This is a genomic window from Phreatobacter sp. (assembly GCF_027532945.1).
GTDB lineage: Bacteria > Pseudomonadota > Alphaproteobacteria > Rhizobiales > Phreatobacteraceae > Phreatobacter.
The window spans coordinates 29,799-52,465 of the sequence record NZ_JAPZTZ010000018.1 but is presented as its reverse complement, the minus strand read 5'-3'; the positions used below and the strand labels follow the sequence as shown (position 1 = coordinate 52,465).

Annotated in this window: 25 protein-coding genes and 2 pseudogenes; 16 read left to right on the top strand and 11 right to left on the bottom strand. The window is 69.2% G+C overall.

Annotated elements, in window-relative coordinates; genetic code table 11:
* The first annotated feature begins 37 nt into the window (after window positions 1–37).
* Window positions 38–1,549 (top strand): glycerol kinase GlpK, encoded by a 1,512-nt coding sequence (gene glpK, locus O9344_RS14640; protein WP_298478743.1) that lies wholly within the window; start codon window positions 38–40, stop codon window positions 1,547–1,549.
* A 13-nt stretch (window positions 1,550–1,562) separates the two neighbouring features.
* Here glpK and O9344_RS14635 read toward each other — a convergent pair whose 3' ends face one another.
* On the bottom strand, window positions 1,563–2,990 hold the full coding sequence (locus O9344_RS14635) for a short-chain fatty acyl-CoA regulator family protein (RefSeq protein ID WP_298478740.1): 1,428 nt from the start codon (window positions 2,988–2,990) through the stop codon (window positions 1,563–1,565).
* Window positions 2,991–3,185: 195 nt separating this feature from the next.
* On the opposite strand from O9344_RS14635, the gene O9344_RS14630 reads away from it, so the two are divergent.
* The gene (locus tag O9344_RS14630; protein WP_298478737.1) at window positions 3,186–3,839 is read left to right on the top strand and encodes a response regulator transcription factor; all 654 of its coding nucleotides are present in this window, start codon (window positions 3,186–3,188) and stop codon (window positions 3,837–3,839) included.
* 69 nt (window positions 3,840–3,908) lie between these two features.
* On the opposite strand, the gene hslU is transcribed toward O9344_RS14630, so the two are convergent.
* The 3 genes from hslU to hslV form a co-directional block, all read right to left on the bottom strand.
* Window positions 3,909–5,210: an ATP-dependent protease ATPase subunit HslU gene (gene hslU / locus O9344_RS14625; RefSeq protein WP_298478734.1), complete on the bottom strand. Its 1,302-nt coding sequence runs from the start codon at window positions 5,208–5,210 to the stop codon at window positions 3,909–3,911.
* Window positions 5,211–5,290: 80 nt separating this feature from the next.
* Window positions 5,291–5,947 carry a DUF2585 domain-containing protein gene (locus tag O9344_RS14620; protein ID WP_298478731.1) on the bottom strand — a complete coding sequence of 219 codons (657 nt, stop codon included), beginning with the start codon at window positions 5,945–5,947 and terminating at the stop codon, window positions 5,291–5,293.
* Between the two features lie 86 nt (window positions 5,948–6,033).
* The gene (gene hslV / locus O9344_RS14615; protein ID WP_108179228.1) at window positions 6,034–6,588 is read right to left on the bottom strand and encodes an ATP-dependent protease subunit HslV; all 555 of its coding nucleotides are present in this window, start codon (window positions 6,586–6,588) and stop codon (window positions 6,034–6,036) included.
* Window positions 6,589–6,720: 132 nt separating this feature from the next.
* Here hslV and hisB point away from each other — a divergent pair, with 132 nt between their 5' ends.
* From hisB to O9344_RS14580, 7 genes are read left to right on the top strand one after another with little or no spacing between them, the layout of a single operon-like run.
* Window positions 6,721–7,308, top strand: a complete 588-nt coding sequence (gene hisB, locus O9344_RS14610; RefSeq protein ID WP_298478724.1) for an imidazoleglycerol-phosphate dehydratase HisB — start codon at window positions 6,721–6,723, stop codon at window positions 7,306–7,308.
* Window position 7,309: 1 nt separating this feature from the next.
* A complete protein-coding gene (locus O9344_RS14605) occupies window positions 7,310–7,801 on the top strand; it encodes a DUF2628 domain-containing protein (protein ID WP_298478721.1) in 492 nt (163 codons plus the stop codon).
* Window positions 7,798–8,448 carry an imidazole glycerol phosphate synthase subunit HisH gene (hisH, locus tag O9344_RS14600; RefSeq protein WP_298478718.1) on the top strand — a complete coding sequence of 217 codons (651 nt, stop codon included), beginning with the start codon at window positions 7,798–7,800 and terminating at the stop codon, window positions 8,446–8,448. The genes O9344_RS14605 and hisH overlap by 4 nt, the downstream gene beginning before the upstream one ends.
* Window positions 8,436–9,182: a 1-(5-phosphoribosyl)-5-[(5-phosphoribosylamino)methylideneamino]imidazole-4-carboxamide isomerase gene (gene hisA, locus O9344_RS14595; RefSeq protein ID WP_298478715.1), complete on the top strand. Its 747-nt coding sequence runs from the start codon at window positions 8,436–8,438 to the stop codon at window positions 9,180–9,182. Before hisH ends, hisA begins: the two co-directional genes overlap by 13 nt.
* The gene (gene hisF, locus O9344_RS14590) at window positions 9,179–9,967 is read left to right on the top strand and encodes an imidazole glycerol phosphate synthase subunit HisF (protein ID WP_298478713.1); all 789 of its coding nucleotides are present in this window, start codon (window positions 9,179–9,181) and stop codon (window positions 9,965–9,967) included. Before hisA ends, hisF begins: the two co-directional genes overlap by 4 nt.
* 14 nt (window positions 9,968–9,981) lie before the next feature.
* Complete coding sequence (locus O9344_RS14585) at window positions 9,982–10,605, top strand: LysE family translocator (protein WP_298478710.1); 624 nt, start codon at window positions 9,982–9,984, stop codon at window positions 10,603–10,605.
* 2 nt (window positions 10,606–10,607) lie between these two features.
* On the top strand, window positions 10,608–11,027 hold the full coding sequence (locus O9344_RS14580; protein WP_298478707.1) for a DUF1810 domain-containing protein: 420 nt from the start codon (window positions 10,608–10,610) through the stop codon (window positions 11,025–11,027).
* A gap of 4 nt (window positions 11,028–11,031) precedes the next feature.
* On the opposite strand, the gene O9344_RS14575 is transcribed toward O9344_RS14580, so the two are convergent.
* Complete coding sequence (locus tag O9344_RS14575) at window positions 11,032–12,033, bottom strand: adenosine kinase (protein ID WP_298478704.1); 1,002 nt, start codon at window positions 12,031–12,033, stop codon at window positions 11,032–11,034.
* Between the two features lie 148 nt (window positions 12,034–12,181).
* Here O9344_RS14575 and gnd point away from each other — a divergent pair, with 148 nt between their 5' ends.
* Together gnd and O9344_RS14565 are read left to right on the top strand one after the other, a co-directional pair.
* Window positions 12,182–13,156 (top strand): phosphogluconate dehydrogenase (NAD(+)-dependent, decarboxylating), encoded by a 975-nt coding sequence (gene gnd / locus O9344_RS14570; RefSeq protein ID WP_298478701.1) that lies wholly within the window; start codon window positions 12,182–12,184, stop codon window positions 13,154–13,156.
* On the top strand, window positions 13,153–13,692 hold the full coding sequence (locus O9344_RS14565; protein ID WP_298478698.1) for a gluconokinase: 540 nt from the start codon (window positions 13,153–13,155) through the stop codon (window positions 13,690–13,692). The genes gnd and O9344_RS14565 overlap by 4 nt, the downstream gene beginning before the upstream one ends.
* A gap of 2 nt (window positions 13,693–13,694) precedes the next feature.
* On the opposite strand, the gene O9344_RS14560 is transcribed toward O9344_RS14565, so the two are convergent.
* Both O9344_RS14560 and O9344_RS14555 read right to left on the bottom strand, forming a co-directional pair.
* Window positions 13,695–14,474 (bottom strand): aldolase/citrate lyase family protein, encoded by a 780-nt coding sequence (locus O9344_RS14560; RefSeq protein ID WP_298478694.1) that lies wholly within the window; start codon window positions 14,472–14,474, stop codon window positions 13,695–13,697.
* Window positions 14,471–15,436: a ribokinase gene (locus tag O9344_RS14555; protein ID WP_298478690.1), complete on the bottom strand. Its 966-nt coding sequence runs from the start codon at window positions 15,434–15,436 to the stop codon at window positions 14,471–14,473. Before O9344_RS14555 ends, O9344_RS14560 begins: the two co-directional genes overlap by 4 nt.
* A gap of 120 nt (window positions 15,437–15,556) precedes the next feature.
* Here O9344_RS14555 and O9344_RS14550 point away from each other — a divergent pair, with 120 nt between their 5' ends.
* From O9344_RS14550 to O9344_RS14530, 5 genes are all read left to right on the top strand, one after another.
* Window positions 15,557–16,303 (top strand): ABC transporter ATP-binding protein, encoded by a 747-nt coding sequence (locus O9344_RS14550; protein WP_298478687.1) that lies wholly within the window; start codon window positions 15,557–15,559, stop codon window positions 16,301–16,303.
* Window positions 16,300–16,968, top strand: a complete 669-nt coding sequence (locus tag O9344_RS14545) for a phosphoribosylanthranilate isomerase (RefSeq protein ID WP_298478684.1) — start codon at window positions 16,300–16,302, stop codon at window positions 16,966–16,968. Before O9344_RS14550 ends, O9344_RS14545 begins: the two co-directional genes overlap by 4 nt.
* A complete protein-coding gene (locus O9344_RS14540) occupies window positions 16,965–17,762 on the top strand; it encodes an ABC transporter permease (protein ID WP_298478681.1) in 798 nt (265 codons plus the stop codon). Before O9344_RS14545 ends, O9344_RS14540 begins: the two co-directional genes overlap by 4 nt.
* A 233-nt stretch (window positions 17,763–17,995) precedes the next feature.
* Window positions 17,996–19,318, top strand: a complete 1,323-nt coding sequence (gene phaZ / locus O9344_RS14535; RefSeq protein WP_298478678.1) for a polyhydroxyalkanoate depolymerase — start codon at window positions 17,996–17,998, stop codon at window positions 19,316–19,318.
* 104 nt (window positions 19,319–19,422) lie between these two features.
* A complete protein-coding gene (locus tag O9344_RS14530; RefSeq protein WP_298478675.1) occupies window positions 19,423–20,157 on the top strand; it encodes a SprT family zinc-dependent metalloprotease in 735 nt (244 codons plus the stop codon).
* Window positions 20,158–20,161: 4 nt separating this feature from the next.
* Here O9344_RS14530 and O9344_RS14525 read toward each other — a convergent pair.
* The 4 genes and pseudogenes from O9344_RS14525 to O9344_RS14510 all read right to left on the bottom strand — a co-directional run.
* Window positions 20,162–20,638 (bottom strand): annotated as a pseudogene (locus O9344_RS14525) (N-acetyltransferase family protein); the annotation flags it as partial.
* Between the two features lie 45 nt (window positions 20,639–20,683).
* Window positions 20,684–21,193 (bottom strand): annotated as a pseudogene (locus O9344_RS14520) (GNAT family N-acetyltransferase); the annotation flags it as partial.
* Complete coding sequence (locus tag O9344_RS14515; RefSeq protein WP_298478672.1) at window positions 21,190–21,783, bottom strand: XRE family transcriptional regulator; 594 nt, start codon at window positions 21,781–21,783, stop codon at window positions 21,190–21,192. The pseudogene O9344_RS14520 and the gene O9344_RS14515, both read right to left, overlap by 4 nt.
* Window positions 21,784–21,814: 31 nt before the next feature.
* Entirely contained in the window at window positions 21,815–22,576 is a 762-nt protein-coding gene (locus O9344_RS14510) for an alpha/beta hydrolase (RefSeq protein ID WP_298478669.1), read from the bottom strand.
* Window positions 22,577–22,667 lie beyond the last annotated feature (91 nt).

The following is a 22,667-nucleotide window of genomic DNA, read 5'->3' as shown; positions in this document are numbered from 1 at the left end:
CGGCGCCGCCGCCGCGCATTGCATGGGGATAACGCGCATGGCCGGGACTGGACACAAGACGGTGATCGTGGCGATCGACCAGGGCACGACCTCGTCCCGCGCCATCGTCTTCTCGCCGGACATGACCGTGCTGGCGGTGGCGCAGCAGGAGTTCCCGCAGCACTTTCCCGCCTCTGGCTGGGTGGAGCACGACCCCGAGGACATCTGGTCCGGCGTGGTCGCGACCGTGCGCGAGGCGCTGGCCAAGGCGGGCCGTGGGGCCGCAGAGGTCGCGGGCATTGGCATCACCAACCAGCGCGAGACGGTCGTCGTCTGGGAGCGCGCCACCGGAAAGCCGATCCACCGGGCGATCGTCTGGCAAGACCGGCGGACCTCGGCCACCTGCGCCCGCCTGCGCGAGGAGGGCCACGAGGCCCTGGTCCAGGCCCGCACGGGCCTGGTCATCGATCCCTATTTCTCCGGGACCAAGCTCGCCTGGATCCTCGATGAGGTGCCCGGCGCCCGCGCTCGCGCCGAAGGGGGGGAACTCGCCTTCGGCACGATCGACGCCTTCCTGCTGTGGCGGCTGACGGGCGGCAAGGTCCATGCGACGGATGCCACCAATGCCTCGCGCACCATGCTGTTCGACATCCATCGCGGCGTGTGGGACGCGGAGCTTTGCCGGCTGCTCCGCGTGCCCATGGCGATCCTGCCGGAGGTGCGCGACAGCGCCTGCGCCTTTGGCACGACCGCCCCGGAGATCTTCGGCGGGGCCATTGCCATCGGCGGCATGGCCGGCGACCAGCAGGCGGCAACCGTGGGCCAGGCCTGCTTCCAGCCGGGCATGATGAAATCGACCTATGGAACGGGGTGCTTCGCCCTGCTCAATACCGGCAGCGAGGCCGTTGCCTCGCGCAACAAGCTGCTCACCACCATCGCCTACCAGCTCGGAGGCAAACGGACCTATGCGCTCGAGGGCTCGATCTTCGTGGCGGGCGCGGCAGTGCAGTGGCTCCGCGACGGGCTCGGCATCGTCAAGCTGGCAGGTGAGACCGGCGCGCTCGCCGCCGCCTCGGATCCGAACCAGGAGGTCATTCTCGTGCCGGCCTTCGTCGGTCTCGGTGCGCCCTATTGGGACGCCGATTGCCGCGGCGCCATCTTCGGGCTCACCCGCGGCACGGGGCCGAAGGAGATGGCGCGCGCCGCGCTGGAAAGCGTCTGCTTCCAGACCGCTGACCTGCTCGGCGCGATGATGGCCGACTGGCCGGGAGCGGGAGGCGCCGGCACGGTGCTGCGCGTCGATGGCGGCATGGTTGCCTCCGACTGGACCATGCAGCGCCTCGCCGACATCCTCGATGCGCCGGTCGACCGGCCGAAGGTGCTGGAGACAACGGCGCTGGGCGCGGCCTATCTTGCGGGCCTGTCGCAGGGCGTCTGCCCGGAGCCGGAGGTTTTTGCCAAGAGCTGGGCGCTGGAGCGGCGGTTCACGCCGGCCATGGATGGCGAGACACGGCGGGTGAAGCTGGCACGCTGGAAGGACGCGGTGGAACGGACCCTGACGCGGCGGTGAGGACCGCCTTCCCTCAGCTCAGATCGAAGGGCACCACCTTGCGCCGATCGCCCGGCACCCGGATCTCGCGGTCGATGGGCGGCACGGCGCGCTGGTGGCAATTGGCCCGCTCGCAGATGCGGCAGGACACGCCGATCTTCGCCACATGGGCGTCGGCCTTGAGGTCGATACCCTCGGAATAGACGATCTCGCCGGCATAGGAGATCTCGCACCCCAGCCCGAAGGCGTAGCGGCGGACCGGCGCGCGCCAGTGGGCAGAGCCCTTGGTGACGGCGCGGGCGAGCGAGAGATAGCGGATGCCGTCGGGCATCTCGGCGACCTGCACGAAGGTGCGGCCGGCCTGTTCAAAGGCCTCGTGAACGTTCCAGAGCGGGCAGGCGCCGCCGAAGCGGGCGAACTGGAAGCGCGTCGCCGAATGGCGCTTGATGACATTGCCGGCGCGATCGACCTTGACGAAGTAGAAGGGGATGCCGCGCTGGCCGGGCCGCTGAAGCGTCGACAGGCGGTGGCAGACCTGCTCGAGGCTCGCCCCGAAGATGCGGCCGAGCCGGTCGAGGTCGTGGCGGGTGTCCTTGGCGGCGGCGAGGAAGCGGCGATAGGGCAGGAGCAGCGCGCCGGCGAAATAATTGGCCAGCGCCACGCGGGCGATGTCGCCCGCGGCCCGCGAGCGGAAGCCGGCGCCGGAGACGATGGTGGCGAGCGTGTCGGGCTGTTCCAGCCGGGCGATGCGGTTGGCGAGCAGGAAGGCGCGGGTGGAGGAATCGAGCGCGCCGTCGAGGGCAATGACGTTCGGGCCGGCCTCGTAGCGCTCCAGCACGTCGTCGCCGAGATTGGCATTGGCGTCGACATTGAGGCCGTGGCGGGCGGCGAGATAGCCGGCGAGCACCTGCAACCGGTCGCTGGCGGCGGCAAGGCCGAGGCGCTCGGCGAGGTCCTCGGCGGCGCGGTCGAGGTCGTCGACATAGTTGTCGACGTAGTGGAAATAGTCGCGCACCTCCTCGTAGGGCAGCAGGGCGCCGGCGGTCTCCTCGCCCGAGGGCGGCAGGATCGGCGTGTCGCCGGCCGCCTGCAGGCGCTCGCCGAAGCGGCGCGCGGTCTGGTGCAGGCGCAGGAAAGCGCGGGCAAAGGCCGGGCTGTCGGAGGCGACACGCTTCAATTCCTGAAGGCTCGGGGCCGTATCGGTGAGGAGCGGATCGGCCGAGGCTTCACGCAAATCGGTGACGAGGCGGTCGGTATCGTCGGTGGCGAAGGTGGCCAGATCGACGCCGAAGGTCTGGCCAAGCGCGACGAGCACGCCGGCGGTGACCGGCCGCTGGTTGTTCTCGATCTGGTTGAGATAGGAGACGGAGAGGCCGAGGCGCTGGGCGAAAGCCGTCTGGGTCAGGCGCGTCTCCTCGCGCAGGCGGCGCAGCGAGGGCCCGACGAAAACCTTGCGTGACATGGGGTTCTCCCGACCGGCGGAGGCTCGACTTTCGTCCTAGCCTAAACCGCCTCGGTCATAAGGAGGAAGTGCAAAAATTTTGCAATTTCGCAGCATGACATTTCGCAATTTGACGGATGGTCGCGCGGTGCTAGCGTCTGCACCAAGCAAGATCGATCAATCGACGCGCTCACTGGCTCTTTGGAGGAAACGGCCATGACTGACCAGACCGCCGTCCGCGACACGCTCACCTTCTCCGTCCGCCACCCGTTCCCGATCGTCGCCGAGACGATCGAAGCGCTGGTGCGCGCCGCCCTCCCGGGCGCTCTCGCCACCGATCCCGGCAAGGCCGGGCTCGTCATCGCCGCGCTCTCCGACCTTGACGGCCTCGACCTGTCTCCGGACGCCCGCGTCGCGGTGCTGATCGACCATGCCGACCGCCGACCGGTGCAGGAGGCCCGCAGCCGCGGCGCCGTCGGCGCCCTGCCGCTGGACCTGCCGGCGGATCACCTGCGCGCCGCGCTCGCGGCGGTCGCCGCCGGCCGCTCCTGGTGGCCGGTCATCACCACCGCCGATCCGGAGGGGGACCTGTCCTCCTCGCGCAAGCTCGACGCCCTGTCCGGCCAGCAGTTCAAGGTGCTGGACCTGATGAGCCGCGGCCGCCTCAACAAGCAGATCGCCTATGACCTCGGCATCTCCGAGGGCACGGTGAAATCGCATGTCTCGTCGATCCTGAGGAAGCTCGGCGTCGAGCGTCGCACCCAGGCGATCGCCACCTTCATCACCGCCCACGAGGCCGGCGCACGCATGCCGGTCCGGGCCTCGAACGGCGCCGGCCACCTGTCGCAGGCGACCCACGCCGCACGCTGACGCCAGCGTTCCATCACTCGGTGAAGCGCCGTCGCCCCATGGGGCGGCGGCGTTTCGCGTTTCAGGCCGTCAGAGAATGAACCGGCTGAGGTCGGCGTTGCGGGCGAGGTCGCCGACGGTGTTGCGCACATAGGCGCCGTCGATGGTCACCGTCTCGCCGCCCCGGTCGGGCGCGGTGAAGGAGATATCGTCCAGCACGCGCTCGATGATGGTCTGCAGCCGCCGCGCGCCAATGTTCTCGACGGAGGCGTTCACCTCCACCGCGAGGTCGGCAATAGCGTCGATGGCGTCCCCGGTGAGGACAAGGTCGACCCCTTCGGTCTTCATCATGGCGATGGACTGGCGGGTCAGGCTCGCCTCGGTCTCGGTGAGGATGGAGCGGAAGTCCTCGCGGGTGAGGGGTTTGAGCTCGACGCGGATGGGCAGGCGGCCCTGCAGCTCGGGCAGGAGGTCAGAGGGCTTGGCCACGTGGAAGGCGCCGGAGGCGATGAAAAGCACGTGGTCGGACTTCACCGGGCCGTGCTTGGTGGCCACCGTCGTTCCCTCGATCAGCGGCAGCAGGTCGCGCTGCACGCCCTCGCGGGAGACCTCGCCGCCGCGCGCGCCCTCGCGGGCGCAGATCTTGTCGATCTCGTCGAGGAAGACGATGCCATTGTTCTCGACGAGGCGGATGGCTTCCTGGACGAGATTGTCCTGGTCGACGAGCTTGTCGGCCTCCTCCTGCACCAGCGGCTCATAGGCCTCCTTGACGGTGGTGCGGCGCTGCTTGGTGCGCCCGCCCATCATCTTGCCGAGCATGTCGTTGAGGTTGGCGATGCCGATCTGGCCGCCGGGAATGTCCATCATCGGCATGGCCTGGGGCGCGCTGGCCGTTACCTCGATGTCGATCTCCTTGTTGTCCATGTCGCCGTCGCGCAGCTTCTTGCGGAAGCTCTCGCGGGTGGCGGGCGAGGCGGTCTTGCCGACGAGGGCGTCGAGTACGCGCTCCTCCGCGGCGAGATGTGCCTTGGCCTGGACCTCCTTGCGCTTGGTCTCGCGCACGAGGCCGATGCCGACCTCGACGAGGTCGCGGATGATCTGCTCGACGTCGCGGCCGACATAGCCGACCTCGGTGAACTTGGTCGCCTCGACCTTCAGGAAGGGCGCGTTGGCGAGCTTGGCAAGGCGGCGGGAGATCTCCGTCTTGCCGACGCCGGTCGGGCCGATCATCAGGATGTTCTTCGGCAGCACCTCCTCGCGCAGGCTCTCGTCGAGCTGGAGGCGGCGCCAGCGGTTGCGCAGGGCGATGGCCACGGCGCGCTTGGCGTCCTTCTGGCCGATGATGTGGCGATCGAGTTCGGAGACGATTTCGCGGGGAGAGAAGTCGGTCATCGGGACCCTGAGAGGCAAGGGACGAAGTGCCGGTAGATGGCGATTGCGGTTTGCCGTTCAAGGACCCCCGCGACGACGCGTCAGCCGCCGGCCTGCTGCCAGACCCTGATCGCGTCGATCGGGTGGACCAGCATGATGATGTTGAGGGTGAGGTTGTCGCGGATGAGCGCGGCAAGGCCGACCTCGACGGCGATGGCGATACCGAGCGTCGCCCAGGCCGGCAGGACCGCCGCCAGGAGGAAGCCGACCACCATGGCCAGCGTGTCGCCGATGGAATTGACGATGGAATCGCCGGTGTAGCCGAGCGACATCGTCGTGGAGCGATAGCGCTCGATGATCATCGGCGTGTTCTCGGCAATCTCCCAGGCGCCCTCCAGCACCACGGCGAAGACCAGCCGTGTCCAGATCGAGGAGCGCGGCATCACGATCCAGGCGACGAAATAGAAGATGAAGCCGTGGAGGACGTGGCTCAGCGTGTACCAGTCGGTGAGGTGCTGCGAGTTCTCCGCGCTGTTCACGATGCCATGCCACAGCTTCACCGTGCCGCAGGCGCAGATCGGCACCCGGCCCATGGCGTAGAGCGCGCCGGCCTGGATGGCGAGCAGCAGGAGGAGGATGGGCAGGGCCTGCCAGAGGGCGAGGCCCCAGCGGCTGCCGCCATCGCCACCGCCGCCGCCGCGATAGACGGCACCGGTGACGGGGGAGATCGGCTGGAAGGGGCTGGATGTCATGGTCATGGCGCGACTTTAGCCGCCGGTGCGTCGCAAGTCATGAAGAGGAAGCGGCCGAATTGGGGCGCGTCGCGCACCGCGACCGCTCACCGTCAGCCGATGCTCTCGATGACCAGATTGCCGTTGGTGTAGACGCAGATCTCCGCGGCAATTCCCATGGCCTTGCGCACGATGGCCTCGGCGTCCTGGTCGGTGTCTGCCAGCGCCTTGGCCGCGGCGAGCGCGTAGTTGCCGCCCGAACCGATGGCGGCGATGCCCTTCTCCGGCTCCAGCACGTCGCCGGTGCCGGTGAGGATCAGCGAGACGTCCTTGTCGGCGACGATCATCATGGCCTCGAGCCGGCGCAGGTAGCGGTCGGTGCGCCAGTCCTTGGCAAGCTCCACCGCGGCACGGGTGAGCTGGCCGGGAAACTGCTCGAGCTTCGCCTCGAGCCGCTCGAACAGCGTGAAGGCGTCGGCGGTGGCGCCGGCGAAACCGGCGATGACGTCACCGCGGCCGAGGCGGCGGACCTTGCGGGCATTGGCCTTGATGACGGTCTGGCCGAGGCTGACCTGCCCGTCGCCGCCGATCACCACCTTGCCATTCTTGCGGACGGAGCAAATGGTCGTGGCATGCCAGCCGGGAAAGGCGTCGTTCTGAGGGGACATGGAACCTCCGGAAAGCCCGACATGTAAGCGCCGGCGTGCAGGACGCAAGCATGCCGCCAACCACGCCGCGCGCTTCGCCTTTCCAAAACCCGTGGCCGACTGATAGAAGACCGCCCTTCGCCGGAGAGTGCCATGCGCAAGGGCCAGATCACCCGCACCACCAGGGAAACCGATATCACGGTCGCCGTCGACCTCGACGGCAAGGGCCGCGCCGATGTCGCGACCGGGGTCGGCTTCTTCGACCATATGCTCGACCAGATCGCCCGTCATGGCATGATCGACCTGACGGTGAAGGCCAAGGGCGACCTGCATATCGACGACCACCACACGGTGGAGGATGTCGGCATCGCTCTCGGCCAGGCCGTGCGCCAGGCGCTCGGCGACATGAAGGGCATCACCCGCTATGCCGACGTGCACCTTCCGATGGACGGCACGCTGACGCGCGTCTGCATCGACGTGTCGGGCCGGCCCTTCCTCGTCTTCCGCACCACGTTCGACCGGCACAAGATCGGCACCTTCGACACCGAGCTGGTGCGTGAGTTCTTCCAGGCTTTCGCCATGAATGCCGGCATCACCCTGCATGTCGAGACGCTCTACGGCGACAATGCCCACCATGTCGCCGAGAGCTGCTTCAAGGGCCTGGCCCGCGCGCTGAGGGCGGCCTTTGCCATCGATCCGCGCCGCGCCGACGAGATTCCCTCGACCAAGGGGGTGCTCTGACATGGCACGCCAGACCAGCTACACCGTTCACCTGCCGCCGACGGGAAGCGAGGAGGGCGCGCAGTTCGTCCCCGACAGCTTCGCGCCCATCGCCTTCGTCGCCCCCTGGGCCTGGTTCCCGTTTCACCGGATGTGGCTGGTGACCATCGCCTATCTCGTGGCCATGGCCCTCGTCGTGGTGGGCCTCGCCTTCAGCGGCCTGCCCTCGCTGATGCAGACGCTCATCACCTCGGGCTTGAGCCTGCTCATCGGCCTTGAGGCGACCAACCTGAAGCGCTGGACGCTCCGCCGCCGCGGCTGGCGGGAGGTCGCCGTGATCGTCGCCGCCTCCCGCGAGGAGGCCGAGCGGCGCTATTTCGCCGAGCGCGATACGCTGCCGGCGGCGCCCGTGGCATTGACCGCAACGCGCCCGGCCACCGCAGTTCCGGCCGCGCCGCTGCCGATCATCGGCCTCTTCCCCGATGCTGACCCCTCAGCGAGGGGCGCGCGGTGAGCGTCGCCATCGTCGATTACGGCTCGGGCAACCTGCATTCCGCGCAGAAGGCCTTCGAGCGGATGGCGCGCGAGCGGGGCCTCAACACGCCCGTCGTGGTGACCGCCGATCCCGATCTCGTGCGCAAGGCCGACCGCATCGTCCTGCCCGGCGTCGGCGCCTTCGCCGACTGCAAGCGCGGCCTCGTCGGCGTGCCCGGCATGGTCGAGGCCATGACCGAGGCGGTGCGCGGCCGTGGCCGGCCCTTCCTCGGCATCTGCGTCGGCATGCAGCTCATGGCGGGGCGCGGGCTCGAGAAGGAGATTTCCGCCGGCCTTGGCTGGGTGCCCGGCGATATCGACCTGATCCGACCGGCCGATCCGACGCTGAAGATCCCGCATATGGGTTGGAACACGCTGGAGGTGACGCGCGACCATCCCGTGCTCGCCGGCATCCCGACCGGGCCGAAGGGCCTCCACGCCTATTTCGTCCATTCCTATCACCTGACCGCGACCGCGGCGGATGTGGTGCTGGCCGAGGCGGATTATGGCACCCGCGTCACTGCCATGATCGCCCGCGACACCATGGTCGGCACGCAGTTCCATCCCGAGAAGAGCCAGACGCTTGGCCTGTCGCTGATCGGCAATTTCCTGGAGTGGCGCCCGTGAGGCTCTTCCCCGCCATCGACCTCAAGGAGGGCCGCTGCGTCCGCCTGCGCCAGGGCGACATGGCCCAGGCGACCGTCTATGCCGACGATCCGGCCGCCCAGGCGCGCGCCTTCGAGCAGCAGGGCTTCGACTATCTGCATGTCGTCGATCTCGACGGCGCCTTCGCCGGCAAGCCGGTGAATGCCGCGGCGGTGGAGGCTATCCGCGCCGCGACCTCCTTCCCCGTCCAGCTCGGCGGCGGCATCCGCGACTTCAGGACCGTCGAGGGCTGGCTCGGAAAGGGCGTCGCGCGCGTCATCATCGGCACGGCGGCGGTGCGCGACCCGGATTTCGTGAAGGCCGCGGCCAGGGCCTTCCCCGGCCAGGTGGCGGTCGGCATCGATGCCCGCGACGGCTGGGTGGCGGTGGAGGGCTGGGCCGAGACCTCGAGCCTTGCCGCCCATGACCTCGCCCGCCGCTTCGAAGATGCCGGCGTCGCGGCCATCGTCTACACCAATATCGCCCGCGACGGCATGCTGACCGGCATCGACTGGGACGGCACCATCGCCCTCGCGGACGCCGTGTCCATTCCCGTCATCGCCTCAGGCGGCCTCGCCTCGCTCGACGACGTGCGCCAGTTGCTCTCGCCGCGCGCCGCCAAGCTCGAAGGCGCCATCACCGGCAAGGCGCTCTATGACGGCCGCCTCGATCCGGCCGAGGCCATCGCGCTGGTGCGGGGAGCGAAGGCGGCATGACCTTCAAGATCCGCATCATCCCCTGCCTCGACGTGAAGGACGGCCGGGTCGTCAAGGGCGTGCAGTTCGTCGACCTGATCGACGCGGGCGATCCCGTCGAGGCCGCCAAGGCCTATGACGCGGCGGGCGCCGACGAGCTCACCTTCCTGGACATCACCGCGAGTTCCGATGATCGCCGCACCATGTTCGACGTGGTGACGCGCACGGCGGAAGCCTGCTTCATGCCGCTCACCGTCGGCGGCGGGGTTCGCACCGTCGAGGACATCCGAGCCCTGCTGCAGTCCGGCGCCGACAAGGTATCGATCAACACGGCGGCGGTGACTGACCGCGCCTTTGTCGGCCGTGCCGCCGACAAGTTCGGCAACCAGTGCATCGTCGTCGCCATCGACGCCAGGAAGGTCTCGGCCGATGGCGAGACGGAGCGCTGGGAGATTTTCACCCATGGCGGCCGCAAGCCGACGGGTATTGACGCAGTGGCCTATGCCCGCGAGGTCGTGGCGCTGGGGGCGGGCGAGATCCTGCTCACCTCCATGGACCGTGACGGCACCAAATCCGGCTTCGACCTGAAGCTCACCCGCGCGATTGCCGATGCCGTGCCGGTGCCGGTGATCGCCTCGGGCGGGGTCGGCACGCTCGACCATTTCGTCGAGGGCGTGCGCGATGGCGGCGCGACCGGCGTGCTGGCGGCCTCGGTCTTCCATTTCGGCACCTTCACCATCGGTGAGGTGAAGCGGCACATGCAGGCGGCCGGCCTGCCGGTGCGCATGGACGGGATCGCGGGCTGAATGCGGCCCGCCCCATGAGCCCCGCCGACACGCTCCTCGCCCTTGCCGGCCTCTGGCTCATCGCCGTCATCACGCCCGGGCCGAACATGATCCTGTTCATGGCGGTGGGCCTGTCCTCGCCGGCATCCTCCGTGGTGGCGACAGCCGCGGCGATCCTCCTCGGCACGCTGTGCTGGGGCCTTGCCGGCCTGTTCGGTCTGTTCTGGCTCTTCGAACTGTTCCCGGCAGCCGCCGCGGCGGTGAAGGTCGCCGGCGGCCTCTATCTCGCCTGGATGGGGCTCAGCCTGATCCGTCGCAACGTCGCCCCGCCGCCGGAGACGGTGCGCGAGCCGGCGGCAATGCTCACCCCGCGGCGGGCCTTTCTCACCGGGCTCGCAACCGCCCTCGGCAACCCGAAGAGCCTCGTCTTCGTCTCCTCGCTCTTCGCCGTGACGCGGCTCGCGGAGCAGCCGATCGTCATCGGCTTCGCCGGGGTGGGGATCATGGTCGCCATGTCGGCGCTCTACTATGTGACGCTGGGCATTGCGCTCCGCATCCTGCCCTTCGCCCGCCGGCCCGGTGCGGCGGGACGCCTCCTCGCCATCGGCACGGGCGTCGTCATGATGGCCTATGGCGGCAAGATGGCCTGGGAGCGCTAGGGATGACCTTCGACCTCGAGCGCTTCGTCGCGGCGCAGGACCCGATCTTCGAGGATGTGATCGCCGAGCTCGCCAATGGCGCCAAGACTTCGCACTGGATGTGGTTCGTCTTCCCGCAACTCGCAGGCCTCGGGACGAGCGCCAGGTCGCAGCTCTATGCGCTCTCGGGGCTCGACGAGGCCGAGGCCTATCTCGCCCATCCTGTCCTTGGTCCGCGCCTGCTCATGGCCATGGCGCTGGTGATGGCGGCGCGGCCGAAAAGCGCCGAGACGATCCTCGGCGCCATCGACGCGGCAAAGCTGCGTTCGTCCATGACGCTGTTCGCGCTGGCCTCAGCCGATCCGGAGCCCTTCGTCGCGGTGATTGACGCCTTCTACGACGGCGCCCCCGATCCCGCGACGATCAGGCTGCTCGGCGCCTGAGGCGTCAGAGCACGAAGCCGTTCTCCGCGGCCAGCGCCTTGAGGTTCGCCTCGGGGCGGGCGCCCATATGGCTGATGATCTCGGCGGCGCAGAGCGCGCCGAGGCGCAGCGAGGTCTCGTGCGGCATACCGCGGGCAAAGCCCGACAGGAAGCCGGCGGCGAAGAGGTCGCCCGCGCCGGTCGTGTCCACCACCTTGTCGACCGGGAAGGCCGGGGCGGAGACCATGGTTGCACCCTCCACCGCGATGGCGCCGTTCTCGGAGCGGGTGACGACGGCGAGCGCGGCGTCGGCGCGCAGCGCGTCGAGCGCGGTGGCGAAATCGGCGGTCTGGTAGAGCGACTTCAGCTCGCCCTCGTTGGCGAAGACGATGTCGACGGTCTTGGCGCGGATGAGGCCGATGAACTCGTCGCGGTAACGGTCGACGCAGAAGGCGTCGGACAGGGTCAGCGCCACCTTGCGGCCGGCGCCATGGGCGATCTCGGAGGCCTTGAGGAAGGCCTTCTTGGCCTCCGGTGGATCCCAGAGATAGCCCTCGAGATAGGTGATGCCGGCAGACGCGATGGTGTCGGCGTCGACATCGGCAGGGGCAAGGTTCTGCGCTGCGCCGAGATAGGTGTTCATGGTGCGCTCGCCATCCGGCGTCACCAGGATGAAGGAGCGCGCCGTGGTCGGGCCGTCGGTCGCCGCGGCAGTCGGGAAATGAATGCCGGCCGCCTTCATGCCATGGGTGAAGGAGGCGCCGGGCTGGTCGTTGCGCACCTTGCCGATGAAGGCGGGCTTCAGGCCGAGCATGCCGATGCCGGCGATGGTGTTGGCGGCCGAACCGCCCGACATCTCCACCGTCTGGGCCATGGCGGCATAGATCGCCTCGGCGCGCGCCTCGTCGATCAGCATCATGCCCCCCTTCGGCACGCCGAGCTTCGCGAGCACGTCGTCCTCGGTGCGAGCGAGGACGTCGACAATGGCGTTGCCGATGCCGGCGACATCGTAGCGGGGCTGGGACATGGAGGGCTCACTGGTGGCGAAGAGGTGCCGCCCTCTACACGCTGGCACCGCCTTCGGCAACGCCGCGCCATTGACTTATCGGCGCGTTTCGGTTGGTTCGGACGGAACGAGAAGACGCCAAAGACAAGACCGCAAGGGGGGACGTCCAATGCAGATCGGCGTGGTGGGGCTCGGGCGGATGGGGGCGAACATCGTCCGCCGCCTGACGAAGGCAGGTCATTCCTGCGTGGTCTTCGACGCCGATGCCGCCACCACCGCGAAGCTTGCGGCGGAAGGCGCGGAGGGCACCGCCTCGCTCGCCGATCTCTGCGGCAAGCTCGCAGCACCCCGCACCGTCTGGGTCATGCTCCCTGCCGGGGCCGTCACCGAGACGGCCATTACCGAGATCGCCAACCATCTCGCGCCCGGTGACACGATCATCGACGGCGGCAATACCTTCTGGAAGGACGATATCCGCCGGTCGAAGGCGCTGGCGGAGCGCGGCCTCACCTATCTCGATATCGGCACCTCGGGCGGCGTGTGGGGCCTGGAGCGCGGCTATTGCCTGATGATCGGCGGCGACACGGCCACCGTCACCCGGCTCGACCCGATCTTCCGGGCGCTCGCCCCCGGCCGCGGTGACATTCCCGAGACGCGCCATCGCGATGGCCGGGCCTCGACGGCCGAAGAAGGCTATCTCCATTGTGGGCCGAGCGGGGCCGGCCACTACGTCAAGATGATCCACAACGGCATCGAATACGGGATGATGCAGGCCTTCGCGGAAGGCTTCGACATCCTGCGCAACGCCGCCTCGCCGCGCCTGCCGGAGGCGGAGCGGCTGACCCTCGACGTCGCCGAGGTCGCCGAGGTCTGGCGGCGCGGATCGGTGGTCACCTCATGGCTCCTCGACCTCACCGCCGAGGCGCTGGCGAAGGACCCGGCGCTCGCCGAATTCTCCGGCCATGTGTCCGATTCCGGCGAGGGACGCTGGACGGTGGAGGCCGCCATCGAACAGGCGACGCCGGCGGAGGTGCTGACCTCGGCACTCTACACCCGCTTCCGCTCGCGGCAGGACCACACCTTCGCCGAGAAGGTGCTCTCCGCCATGCGCAAGGGCTTCGGCGGCCACCAGGAATCGAAATGAGCAGCGCCGCGCCCGCATCCACGACGGCGGCCCCGCTACCGACCGCCGTCATCGTCATGGGCGTCTCGGGCTGTGGCAAGTCCACGGTCGGCCACGCGCTGGCAGGCCATCTCGGCTGGGACTTCCGCGACGGCGACGCCTTCCACCCCACCGCCAATGTCGCGAAGATGCGCTCCGGCGCGCCGCTGACGGACGAGGACCGCTGGCCCTGGCTCGACGCCATCGCCGCCCATGCAACGGCCCTGGAGGCAACCGGTGGCCATGTGGTCATTGCCTGCTCGGCGCTGAAGCGGGCCTATCGCGACCGGCTGCGCGCGAGCGGTGCGCGCATCCGCTTCGTCCATCTCGCCGGCACCTATGAGCTGATCGACGCGCGGATGAAGGCGCGTGTGAACCACTTCATGCCGCCAAGTCTGCTGGCGAGCCAGTTCGCGACATTGCAGGCACCGCAGGCCGACGAGGCGGCGATCACCGTGTCGATCGACGCCCCTCCCGAGGCCATTGTCGCCACCGCCCTCGCCGCCCTCGGGGCCTGAGCTCAGCGCCGCCCGGGGAAGGCCTTGCGGTGGCGGGCGAGGTCCGCCATGGCGCCGGCCTTGAGGGTCGGCACGTCGCATTCGCCGATGACGATGCCGAAGCCGCGGGCAGCGCAGTCGGAAGCATCGCGCGTCGGCAGCGGGATGATGCCCGAGACCTTGCCCGCCTTGGTCACCGCCGCCACCGTGTCGTCGATGACCGACAGCAGCGCCGGGTCGGTGAGCTGGCCGAGCTTGTTCATCGAGCCGGCGAGATCGTTCGGGCCGATGAAGAGGCAGTCGACGCCGTCGATGGAAGCGATGGCATGGGCATCGCGCGCCGCCTCGACGCTCTCCACCTGCAGGGCGAGGAAGGTCTCTTCGTGGGCGACCGCGGCATAGTCCTCGTGGAAGCCGTAAAGGCCGGAGCGGGCGGCGGTGGCGGCGAAGCCGCGGCGCCCGCGCGGCGGATAGAGGCAGGACCGCACGATCGCATGGGCCTGGTCGACCGTGTCGACCATCGGCACCATGAAGGAATGGATGCCGGCGTCGAGCAGCCGCTTGAAATGGCTGGAATCGTGGCCGGGCACGCGCACCATGGCGTCGCCGCCGCCAGCCTCCACCGCCCGCACGCATTCCAGCACGTCCTTGACGTCGATGGGCGTGTGCTCGCTATCGATGAGGACGATGTCGTAGCCGGCCAGGGCATAGATCTCGCAAGCCGCGGGCGAGCCGGTGAAGACCCAGGCGCCGAGGAGCTTTTCGCCGGCACGGGCGCGGCGCTTGATGCGGTTGCGGATCATTCTGTCAGTCTCCGGTGGTGTGGATTGCGCTGGTCGGCGAGGACCTGGGCTGCCGCCTCGATGGCGGGCCGGTGGGGGATGCTGGGCTGGGCGCCGAAGGCGGTGCAGGCGAGCGAGCCGGCGGCGGCGGCAAATTCCACCGCGGTCTCGTAGCCGCGGCGGCGATCGATAGCGGCGGCGAATGCGCCGCAGAACGTGTCGCCGGCGGCCGTCGTGTCGACGACGTCGACGGGATAGGCCGGGGATTCGTGGCGGATGCCGTCGGCCCAGCACAGGGCGCCGGCCGCGCCCAGCGTCACCGCGACGGCAAGGCCATGGCGCTCGGAGAGGACCGCGGCCACCGCATCGGGCTCCCCCGTCACGCCGAGGCCCGCGCCGAGGGCCATGACCTCGTGCTCGTTGACCACGACCATGTCGAGGAGATCGGCGAGCTCGGCGGAGATGGGACCGGCGGGCGCGCGGTTGAGGATGATGCGGAGGTCGCGCGCGCGACCCCAGCGCGCGGCGGCGAGAAGCTCCGCCTCCGGCACCTCCCACTGCATCATCAGGATGTCGCGGGGCGCGGCGACAAGAGGATCGAGCGCCGAGGCCCTCACCGCGGCATTGGCGCCCGAGGCGACGATGATCTGGTTCTCGCCGGACGCATCCACGGCGATGAAGGCGGCGCCGGTGGGAGCGTCGAGGCGGGCGACATGGGTGAGGTCGACACCGGCGGCGGCAAGCTCGCTCAGGGCCGTGTCGGCGAAGGCGTCGCGCCCGACCGCCCCGACCAGGACCACATCGGCACCCGCGCGGCGGGCCGCCAGCGCCTGGTTGGCCCCCTTGCCACCGGGGATGACGTCATATCCGGGGCCCAGGACGGTCTCGCCGGCGCGCGGCAGGCGATCCACGCGCGCGACCAGATCGATGTTGATGGAGCCGAAGACGATGATCATGGACAGGGGCGCGGGCGGGAGCCTCACGCTTGCGCGGCCATCCCCCGCGGGTCAAGGCACGGAGCGGCGGGGCGGCCCTGCATCGGGGATGCGACCCTTGCGCGCTTTTCATTTGCCCTTCACGTCACAGCGCTCCATCTGAACGGCATGACATCCCCCGCCACCATCGCCGTCGATGCGCTCGTGAAGGATTACGGACCCGTCCGCGCCGTGGACGGCATCTCCTTCGCTGTCGCATCCGGCTCGACCGCGGCGCTGCTCGGCGGCAACGGCGCCGGCAAATCCACCACCATCGGCATGATCATGGGGCTGGTGAAGCCGACCTCCGGCACCGTCACCGTGCTCGGGACCGACATGGCGCGCCGCCGCCACGATGTGCTGCACCGGATGAACTTCGAGAGCCCTTACGTGGACATGCCACACCGGCTGACGGTTCGGCAGAACCTCACGGTCTTCGGGATGCTCTACGGCGTCGCCGATATCCGCGGGAGGATCGCCACCCTGGCGGAGGCGCTGGACCTCGTCGACCTGCTCGACCGGCCCTCGGGCAAGCTCTCGGCGGGACAGAAGACGCGCGTTGCTCTGGCAAAAGCCCTCGTCAACGAGCCCGAGGTGATGCTGCTCGACGAGCCGACCGCCTCGCTCGATCCCGACACGGCTGACTGGATCCGCTCGCATCTCGAGCGCTACCGGGCGGCGCGGGGGGCGACGATCCTGCTCGCCTCGCACAATATGGGCGAGGTCGAGCGGCTCTGCGACCGCGTCATCATGCTGAAGCAGGGGAGGATCGAGGACGACGCCGCGCCCGGCGAACTGGTGCGCCGCTATGGCCGCAGCAATCTCGAGGAGGTCTTCCTCGACGTCGCGCGCGGCCGCAGGGAGGCCGCGGCATGAGCTGGTCCGGCCGCCGCACCCGCGTGAAGATCTGCTGCATCTCCTCCGCTGCGGAGGCGCGCATGGCGATCGATGCCGGCGCCGATGCGCTCGGCTTCGTCGCGGCGCGGCAGTCCGGGCCGGGCTTCGTCGACGACGCGGCGATCCGTGCCATTGCCGGCGAGGTGCCGCCGCCTTTGGCGACCTTCCTGCTCTCCGCTCATCTCACCGGCGCGGCGATGGCCGAGCACGCCCGCCATTGCGGCATCAACACGGTCCAGGTCGTCGACCATGTCGACCCTTCCGAACTTGCCGTGGTGGCGGTGGCAGCCCCCCTCGTCCGCCGTGTCCAGGTGATCCACGTGGAAGGGCCGCAGGTGCTGGACCTCATCCCGCGCTACGAGGCCTATGTGCATGCCTTCCTGCTCGATTCCGGCAAGTCGGGCGGCACGATGACCGAGCTCGGCGGCACCGGCCGCACCCATGACTGGGATGTGAGCCGCGCCTTCGTCGCGCGCTCGTCGCGGCCGGTCTTCCTCGCCGGCGGGCTCACCCCCGCCAATGTCGGCGAGGCCATCCGCACGGTCAGGCCCTTCGGCGTCGACCTCTGCTCGGGGGTGCGGACCGGCGGCCATCTCGATCCGGCCAAGCTCTCCGCCTTCATGGACGCGGTGTCGGCGGCATGACCTTCTCGGTGACCCGCGTCGCGGCCCTGTGCCTGCGCTACCTCTATCTGCTGGTTTCGTCCTGGCCGCGGCTGCTCGAGCTCATCTACTGGCCGATCCTCAACCTGCTGACCTGGGGCTTCCTGCAGACTTATGCCATGGGCTCGACCAACCAGACGCTGTTCGTCGGCGGCGCGCTGGTCTCGGGGCTGCTGCTCTGGGAGGTGCTGTTCCGCGGGCAGATCGGCTTCTCCGTGTCGTTCCTGGAGGAGGTCTGGTCGCGCAATCTCGGCAACATCCTGATGAGCCCCTTGAGGCCCATCGAGTTCGTCGCGGCACTGATGACCATGAGCCTCCTGCGCCTGGCCGTCGGGATGATCCCGACGGTGATCCTGGCGGTGGCCTTCTTCGGCTTCGACCTCGCCCGTCTCGGCATCGGCTTTGCCGCCTTCTTCGCCCTGCTGGTGATCACGGGATGGGCGGTCGGCCTTGTCGTCTGCGGCCTCATCCTGCGGCACGGGCTCGGGGCCGAGAGCCTCGCCTGGACCATCATGTTCGTCTTCTGGCCGCTCTGCTGCGTCTACTACCCCTTGAGCGTCCTGCCCGGCTGGATGAAGCCGCTGGCGCTTGCCCTGCCGCCGACGCATGTCTTCGAGGGGATGCGGGCGGTGCTGTCGCAAGGCGTGCTGCGGCTCGACCTCCTCGCCTATGCGACGGTCCTCAACATCATCTGGATCGCCATTGCAGCCTTCGCCTTCGCAGCGCTGCTGGAAAAGGCGCGCGATGCCGGCTCGCTGCTCTCCAGCGGCGAGTGAGGCTTTGCCGGCTGCTACTTTCGGCTGATGTGCCCCTGAAGGCACGTTAAGCACCGGTTAACCCGGTGTCCCACAGGCTGGGGATTGCCCAAGCTGTCATCAGCAGGTTACAAATTTCGGCAGTGCAGCAAACCGGGAACCTCGCGTGCCGGTGACGCGTCTCCGCCCTGAAGGCCCGGGATCCCGCCGGACCCGGTCGACGTCATCGCGGGCCCACCCTTCGGAGGCATTGCGTGCTCTACCACTTCTATGAAGCGACCCATGCCATGCTTTCGCCCTACCGGGCGATGGCAGATGCGACCAAGCTGGCGCTGAACAACCCGGTCAATCCCTTCTCCCACCTGCCCATGGCCAAGCAGATGGCCGCCGCCGCCGAGCTCTTCGAGCGGGCGACGCGGCGCTACGGCAAGCCCGGCTTCAACCTGCCCACCGCCCTCGTCGGCGGCGAGCGGGTGGCGGTGACCGAGCAGGTCGTGTGGAAGCGCCCCTTCTGCGACCTCATCCATTTCCAGCGCGCCCTGCCGCGCGGCCGCAAGGCCGACCCGAAGGTGCTGATCGTCGCGCCGATGTCCGGCCACTACGCCACGCTGCTGCGCGGCACGGTCGACACCTTCCTGCCGAACCACGAGGTCTTCATCACCGACTGGGCCGATGCCCGGATGGTGCCGATGGCTGAGGGCCGCTTCGACCTCGACGACTATGTCGACTACGTCGTCTCCATGCTGCATTTCCTCGGCCCCGACACCCATGTCATGGCCGTCTGCCAGCCGGCCGTGCCGGTCTTTGCGGCGGTCGCCCGCATGGAGGCCGAGGACGACCCCTATGTGCCGACGACGCTGACCCTCATGGGCGGGCCGATCGACACACGGTCGAACCCGACCGCCGTCAACAAGCTGGCGGAAGAGCGCGGCACCGACTGGTTCCGCCGCAACGTCATCACCACGGTGCCGTTCCCGCATCCCGGCATGATGCGGCCGGTCTATCCGGGCTTCCTGCAGATTAACGGCTTCATGTCGATGAACCTCGACCGCCATGTCGACGCCCATCGCGAGCTGTTCCGCAACCTGGTGAAGGGCGACGGCGACGGCGCCCAGAAGCACCGCGAGTTCTACGACGAGTATCTGGCGGTGATGGACCTGACCGCCGAGTTCTACCTGCAGACCATCGAGCGGGTCTTCGTCGAGCACCACCTGCCGCGCGGCATCATGATGCACCGCGACCGGCCGGTGGACCCGAAGGCCATCCGGCGCGTGGCTCTTCTCACCGTCGAGGGCGAGAAGGACGACATCACCGGCGGCGGCCAGACGCTGGCGGCCCATGGCCTCGCCACCTCCATCCCCGAGGACATGCGCCACCACCATCTGCAGCCGGCGGTCGGCCATTACGGCGTGTTCAACGGCTCGCGCTTCCGCGCCGACATTGCCCCGCGCGTCATGGATTTCATGCGCACCCACGCCTATCGCAAGGCGCAGGGGTCCAAGACCGCGGCGAAGCCGGCAGCCGAGAAGCCCTCTGCCAAGTCGGCCGTGCTGAAGATGATCCGCGGCGGCCGCTGACGCCCACCCGGATACCTCTGTCCATGGCAGCAGCCGGCAGCAGGGCGGCCCTTCGCCCCGCTGCCGCAGTGGCCTCCGGGCCGCCGACTCGCTATCCTCGCCCCATGTCCATCATTCGTCGGCTCTTCCAGCGCGAACCCGACCCGGAGGCCATCACGGTCTCCCACGAGGGGGTCGCCTACACGGTCGCCATCCGCCGCCTGGCCCAGGCGCGGCGGTTCACGCTGCGCGTGCGCTCGACCTCCCGTGACGCTGTGCTGTCCATGCCGGCGCGGGCCCGCATCGCCGATGCCATCGGTTTTGCCGAGCGCCACGGCGCCTGGATCGCCACCCGCCTCAACCGCATCCCCGACCGCCTTGCCTTCCTTCCCGGTGCCTCGGTGCCGCTGCGCGGCGTGCCGCACACCATCTCCCACCGGCCTGACCGGCGCGGCACGGTCTGGGTGGAGAACGGGTCGATCCTGGTGGCGGGGGAGGCGGAGTTCGTCTCACGGCGTGTCAGGGACTTCCTCAAGCGCGAGGCGCGCAAGGACCTCGAGGCGGCGACGCGCCGCTATGCCGATCGCCTCGGCGTCAAGGTCACCCGCATCGGCATCCGCGACCAGGCGAGCCGCTGGGGCTCGGCCTCCTCGACCGGGGCGATCAACTATTCCTGGCGGCTCATCCTCGCGCCGCCCTTCGTGCTCGATTATCTCGCGGCCCACGAGGTGGCGCATCTCAAGGAGATGAACCACTCGCCGCGCTTCTGGCGCATCGTCAAGGATCTCTGCCCGGGCATGGAGCCGGCCAAGGCCTGGCTGCGGGCGCATGGCGCCAACCTGCACCGCTACGAGGGCTGACGCCTCAGGCGAGCTGCTTCTGCAGGAAGACGAGGTCGAGGCGGCGGCCGAACTTCTCGCCGATGCCCGGCATGCGCCCGACCTCAATGAAGCCGGCGCGGCGATGCAGCTTCAGCGACGGCGTGTTGCTGCCCTCGACGCCGCCGACGATGACATGCTTGCCGGCCTCCCTGGCGCGCGCAGTAAGCGCCTCGACAAGGGCGAGGCCGATGCCACGGCCGCGGGCCTCTCCCGAGACATAGACCGAGTGCTCGACCGCGTTGCGATAGCCCGACCAGGCGCGGAACTGGAGATAGGAGCCGAAGCCGACGACGCGGCCGCCATCCTCGGCCACCAGCACCGGATTGCCACCGGCGCGGCGCTCGGAGAACCAGGCGCGGCGCTCGTCAAGGTCCACCGGCTCGTCGGACCAGACCGCCGTGCTGGCGACGATGGCGTCGTTGATGATCTCGAGGATCACCGGCAGGTCCTCATCGGTCGCCTCGCGGACGATCGCGGCGCTGGGTGGCGCGTTGCGGGGCGGGGTGAGGTCCTTGAGGTAGAAGGTGGTGTCGCAGAAGCCGCCATCCGGCCAGAGGGCGAAATCCGGCACGAAGCCGAAGCGCGACCAGCCGCCCCGCTCATAGACGCGCCGGGCCTCCTCGCTGCCGGTGTCGAGGATGAGGAGCGTGCGGCCACGAGCGAGCGCTTCCTCCTCCACCCGGCGCAGCAGCGAGCCGGCAATGCCCTGGCGGCGGCCGTCGCTGTGCACCAGCATCTTCTTGACCTCGGCGCGATGCGGCTGGTTCGGCGGCATGTCGAGGCCGAGCTGGGCGGTGCCGATGACGCGGTCACCGAGGAAGGCGGCGACCAGGACCGTGTCTCCCGCAGCAACGCTCGAGGCAACCTTGCCGAAATAGGCCTCACCATCCGCCGACGTGTAGGGGTTCATGAAGCTGACCGAGGCGCCCTTGGTGACGCAGTCGGTGAGGACGGCCGCAAGGCCCGGCACGTGGCGGGCGGCGGCCTCGGGGCCGAGGGTCTCGATGGTGATCATCGGCGGAGCCCTCCGGAGGTGTTGGGCACGAGGACGACGCAGTAGCGCGCCGGCTGGTCGGTGCGGTTTTCGAAGACGAGGGGATAGTCGAGGCGCATCACCCGGCAGTCGCCGGGGCCAAGATCGCTGACAAGGCCGTCATAGGAGAGGGTCAGCGTGCCCTCCAGCACCCAGACGAACTGCTCGACGGGGATGACGACGATGTTGTCATAGGCGACGCGCTTGCCGGCGGGCAGCATGACCTCGACGATGTCGGTGCCCGACGCGTTGGGCGGGGCGACGTTGCGGCGGGTATAGCCGGTCTCGGGATCGGTGCGAACCGCGGTCGTGGCGGCGCGGCGCACCGGATCGGGCTTGGGCTGCGGCTTCTCGAAGAGGGTGCCGAGGGTGACGCCAAGCGCCGCACCGAGCTTGACCAGGAGCACGGCCGTGGCGCTGGCCTCGGCCCGCTCGATCCGCGAGATCATGGCACGGGAAACGCCGGAGAGCGCCGCGAGCTGGTCGAGGGTCAGGCCCTTGGCAGCGCGGAGCTCGCGCACGCGTTGGGCGACCACCTGGTCGAGATCGTCTGGGGCAGTAGCTGTCTCCATGATTGGAGACTACATTTCTCTCATAGTAGAATCAAGTGCCGATTGCCGCGACGGCCGCTTCCAACCGCGCGAGATCCTCCGGGCGCGACAGGCGGTGGTCGCCGTCCTTGATCAGCGTGACCACCACATCGTCGCGGGCCATCTTCTCGGCGAGCAGCATGGCGTGGCGCCAGGGCACGTCCGGATCCTCCATGCCCTGGAGGATGTGGACGGGACAGCCGGTCTCGACGAGGCCGCCGAGGACGAGGTTCCGGCGGCCGTCCTCGATGAGGGCGCGGGTGATGGGATAGCCGCCCTCGTCATAGGCGGAGGGCCGCACCCAGCGGCCTTCGGTCATGATGGTGGCGCGAACCTCCTGCGAGAAGGCCGGCCACATCAGCGCCTCGGTGAAGTCGGGCGCGGGGGCAATCAGCACCATGCCGGCAGGAGGCGCGGGCAGGCGCCGCACCGCCAGGAGGCTGATCCAGCCGCCCATGGAGGAACCGACGAGGATCGGCCGGGGCCCGGCGAGGCCGATCATGGCCACCGCCTCCTCGGCCCAGCGCGAGATGGTCCCCGCCTCGAAATCGCCCTCCGATTCGCCATGGCCGGAATAGTCGAAGCGCAGGAAGGCGCGGCCCTCGCGGCTTGCCCAGGCGGAGAGCGCCGCGGCCTTGGTGCCCTTCATGTCGGACTTGAAACCACCCAGCCAGACGACGGTCGGTCCCTTGCCGGAGACCTGCCGATAGGCGATCCGCCGGGCCTCGGCGCCGGTGCCGACGGTCAGGAAGTCCGGCGGGGGAAGCTCAGTCATGGCGGCGGCTCCGGCGGTTGGGGGACGCGCCCTGCCTAGCCCCGCCTGTGACATCGGAGCAAGGGCCTGGCTGAAAATGCAGCGAACCATT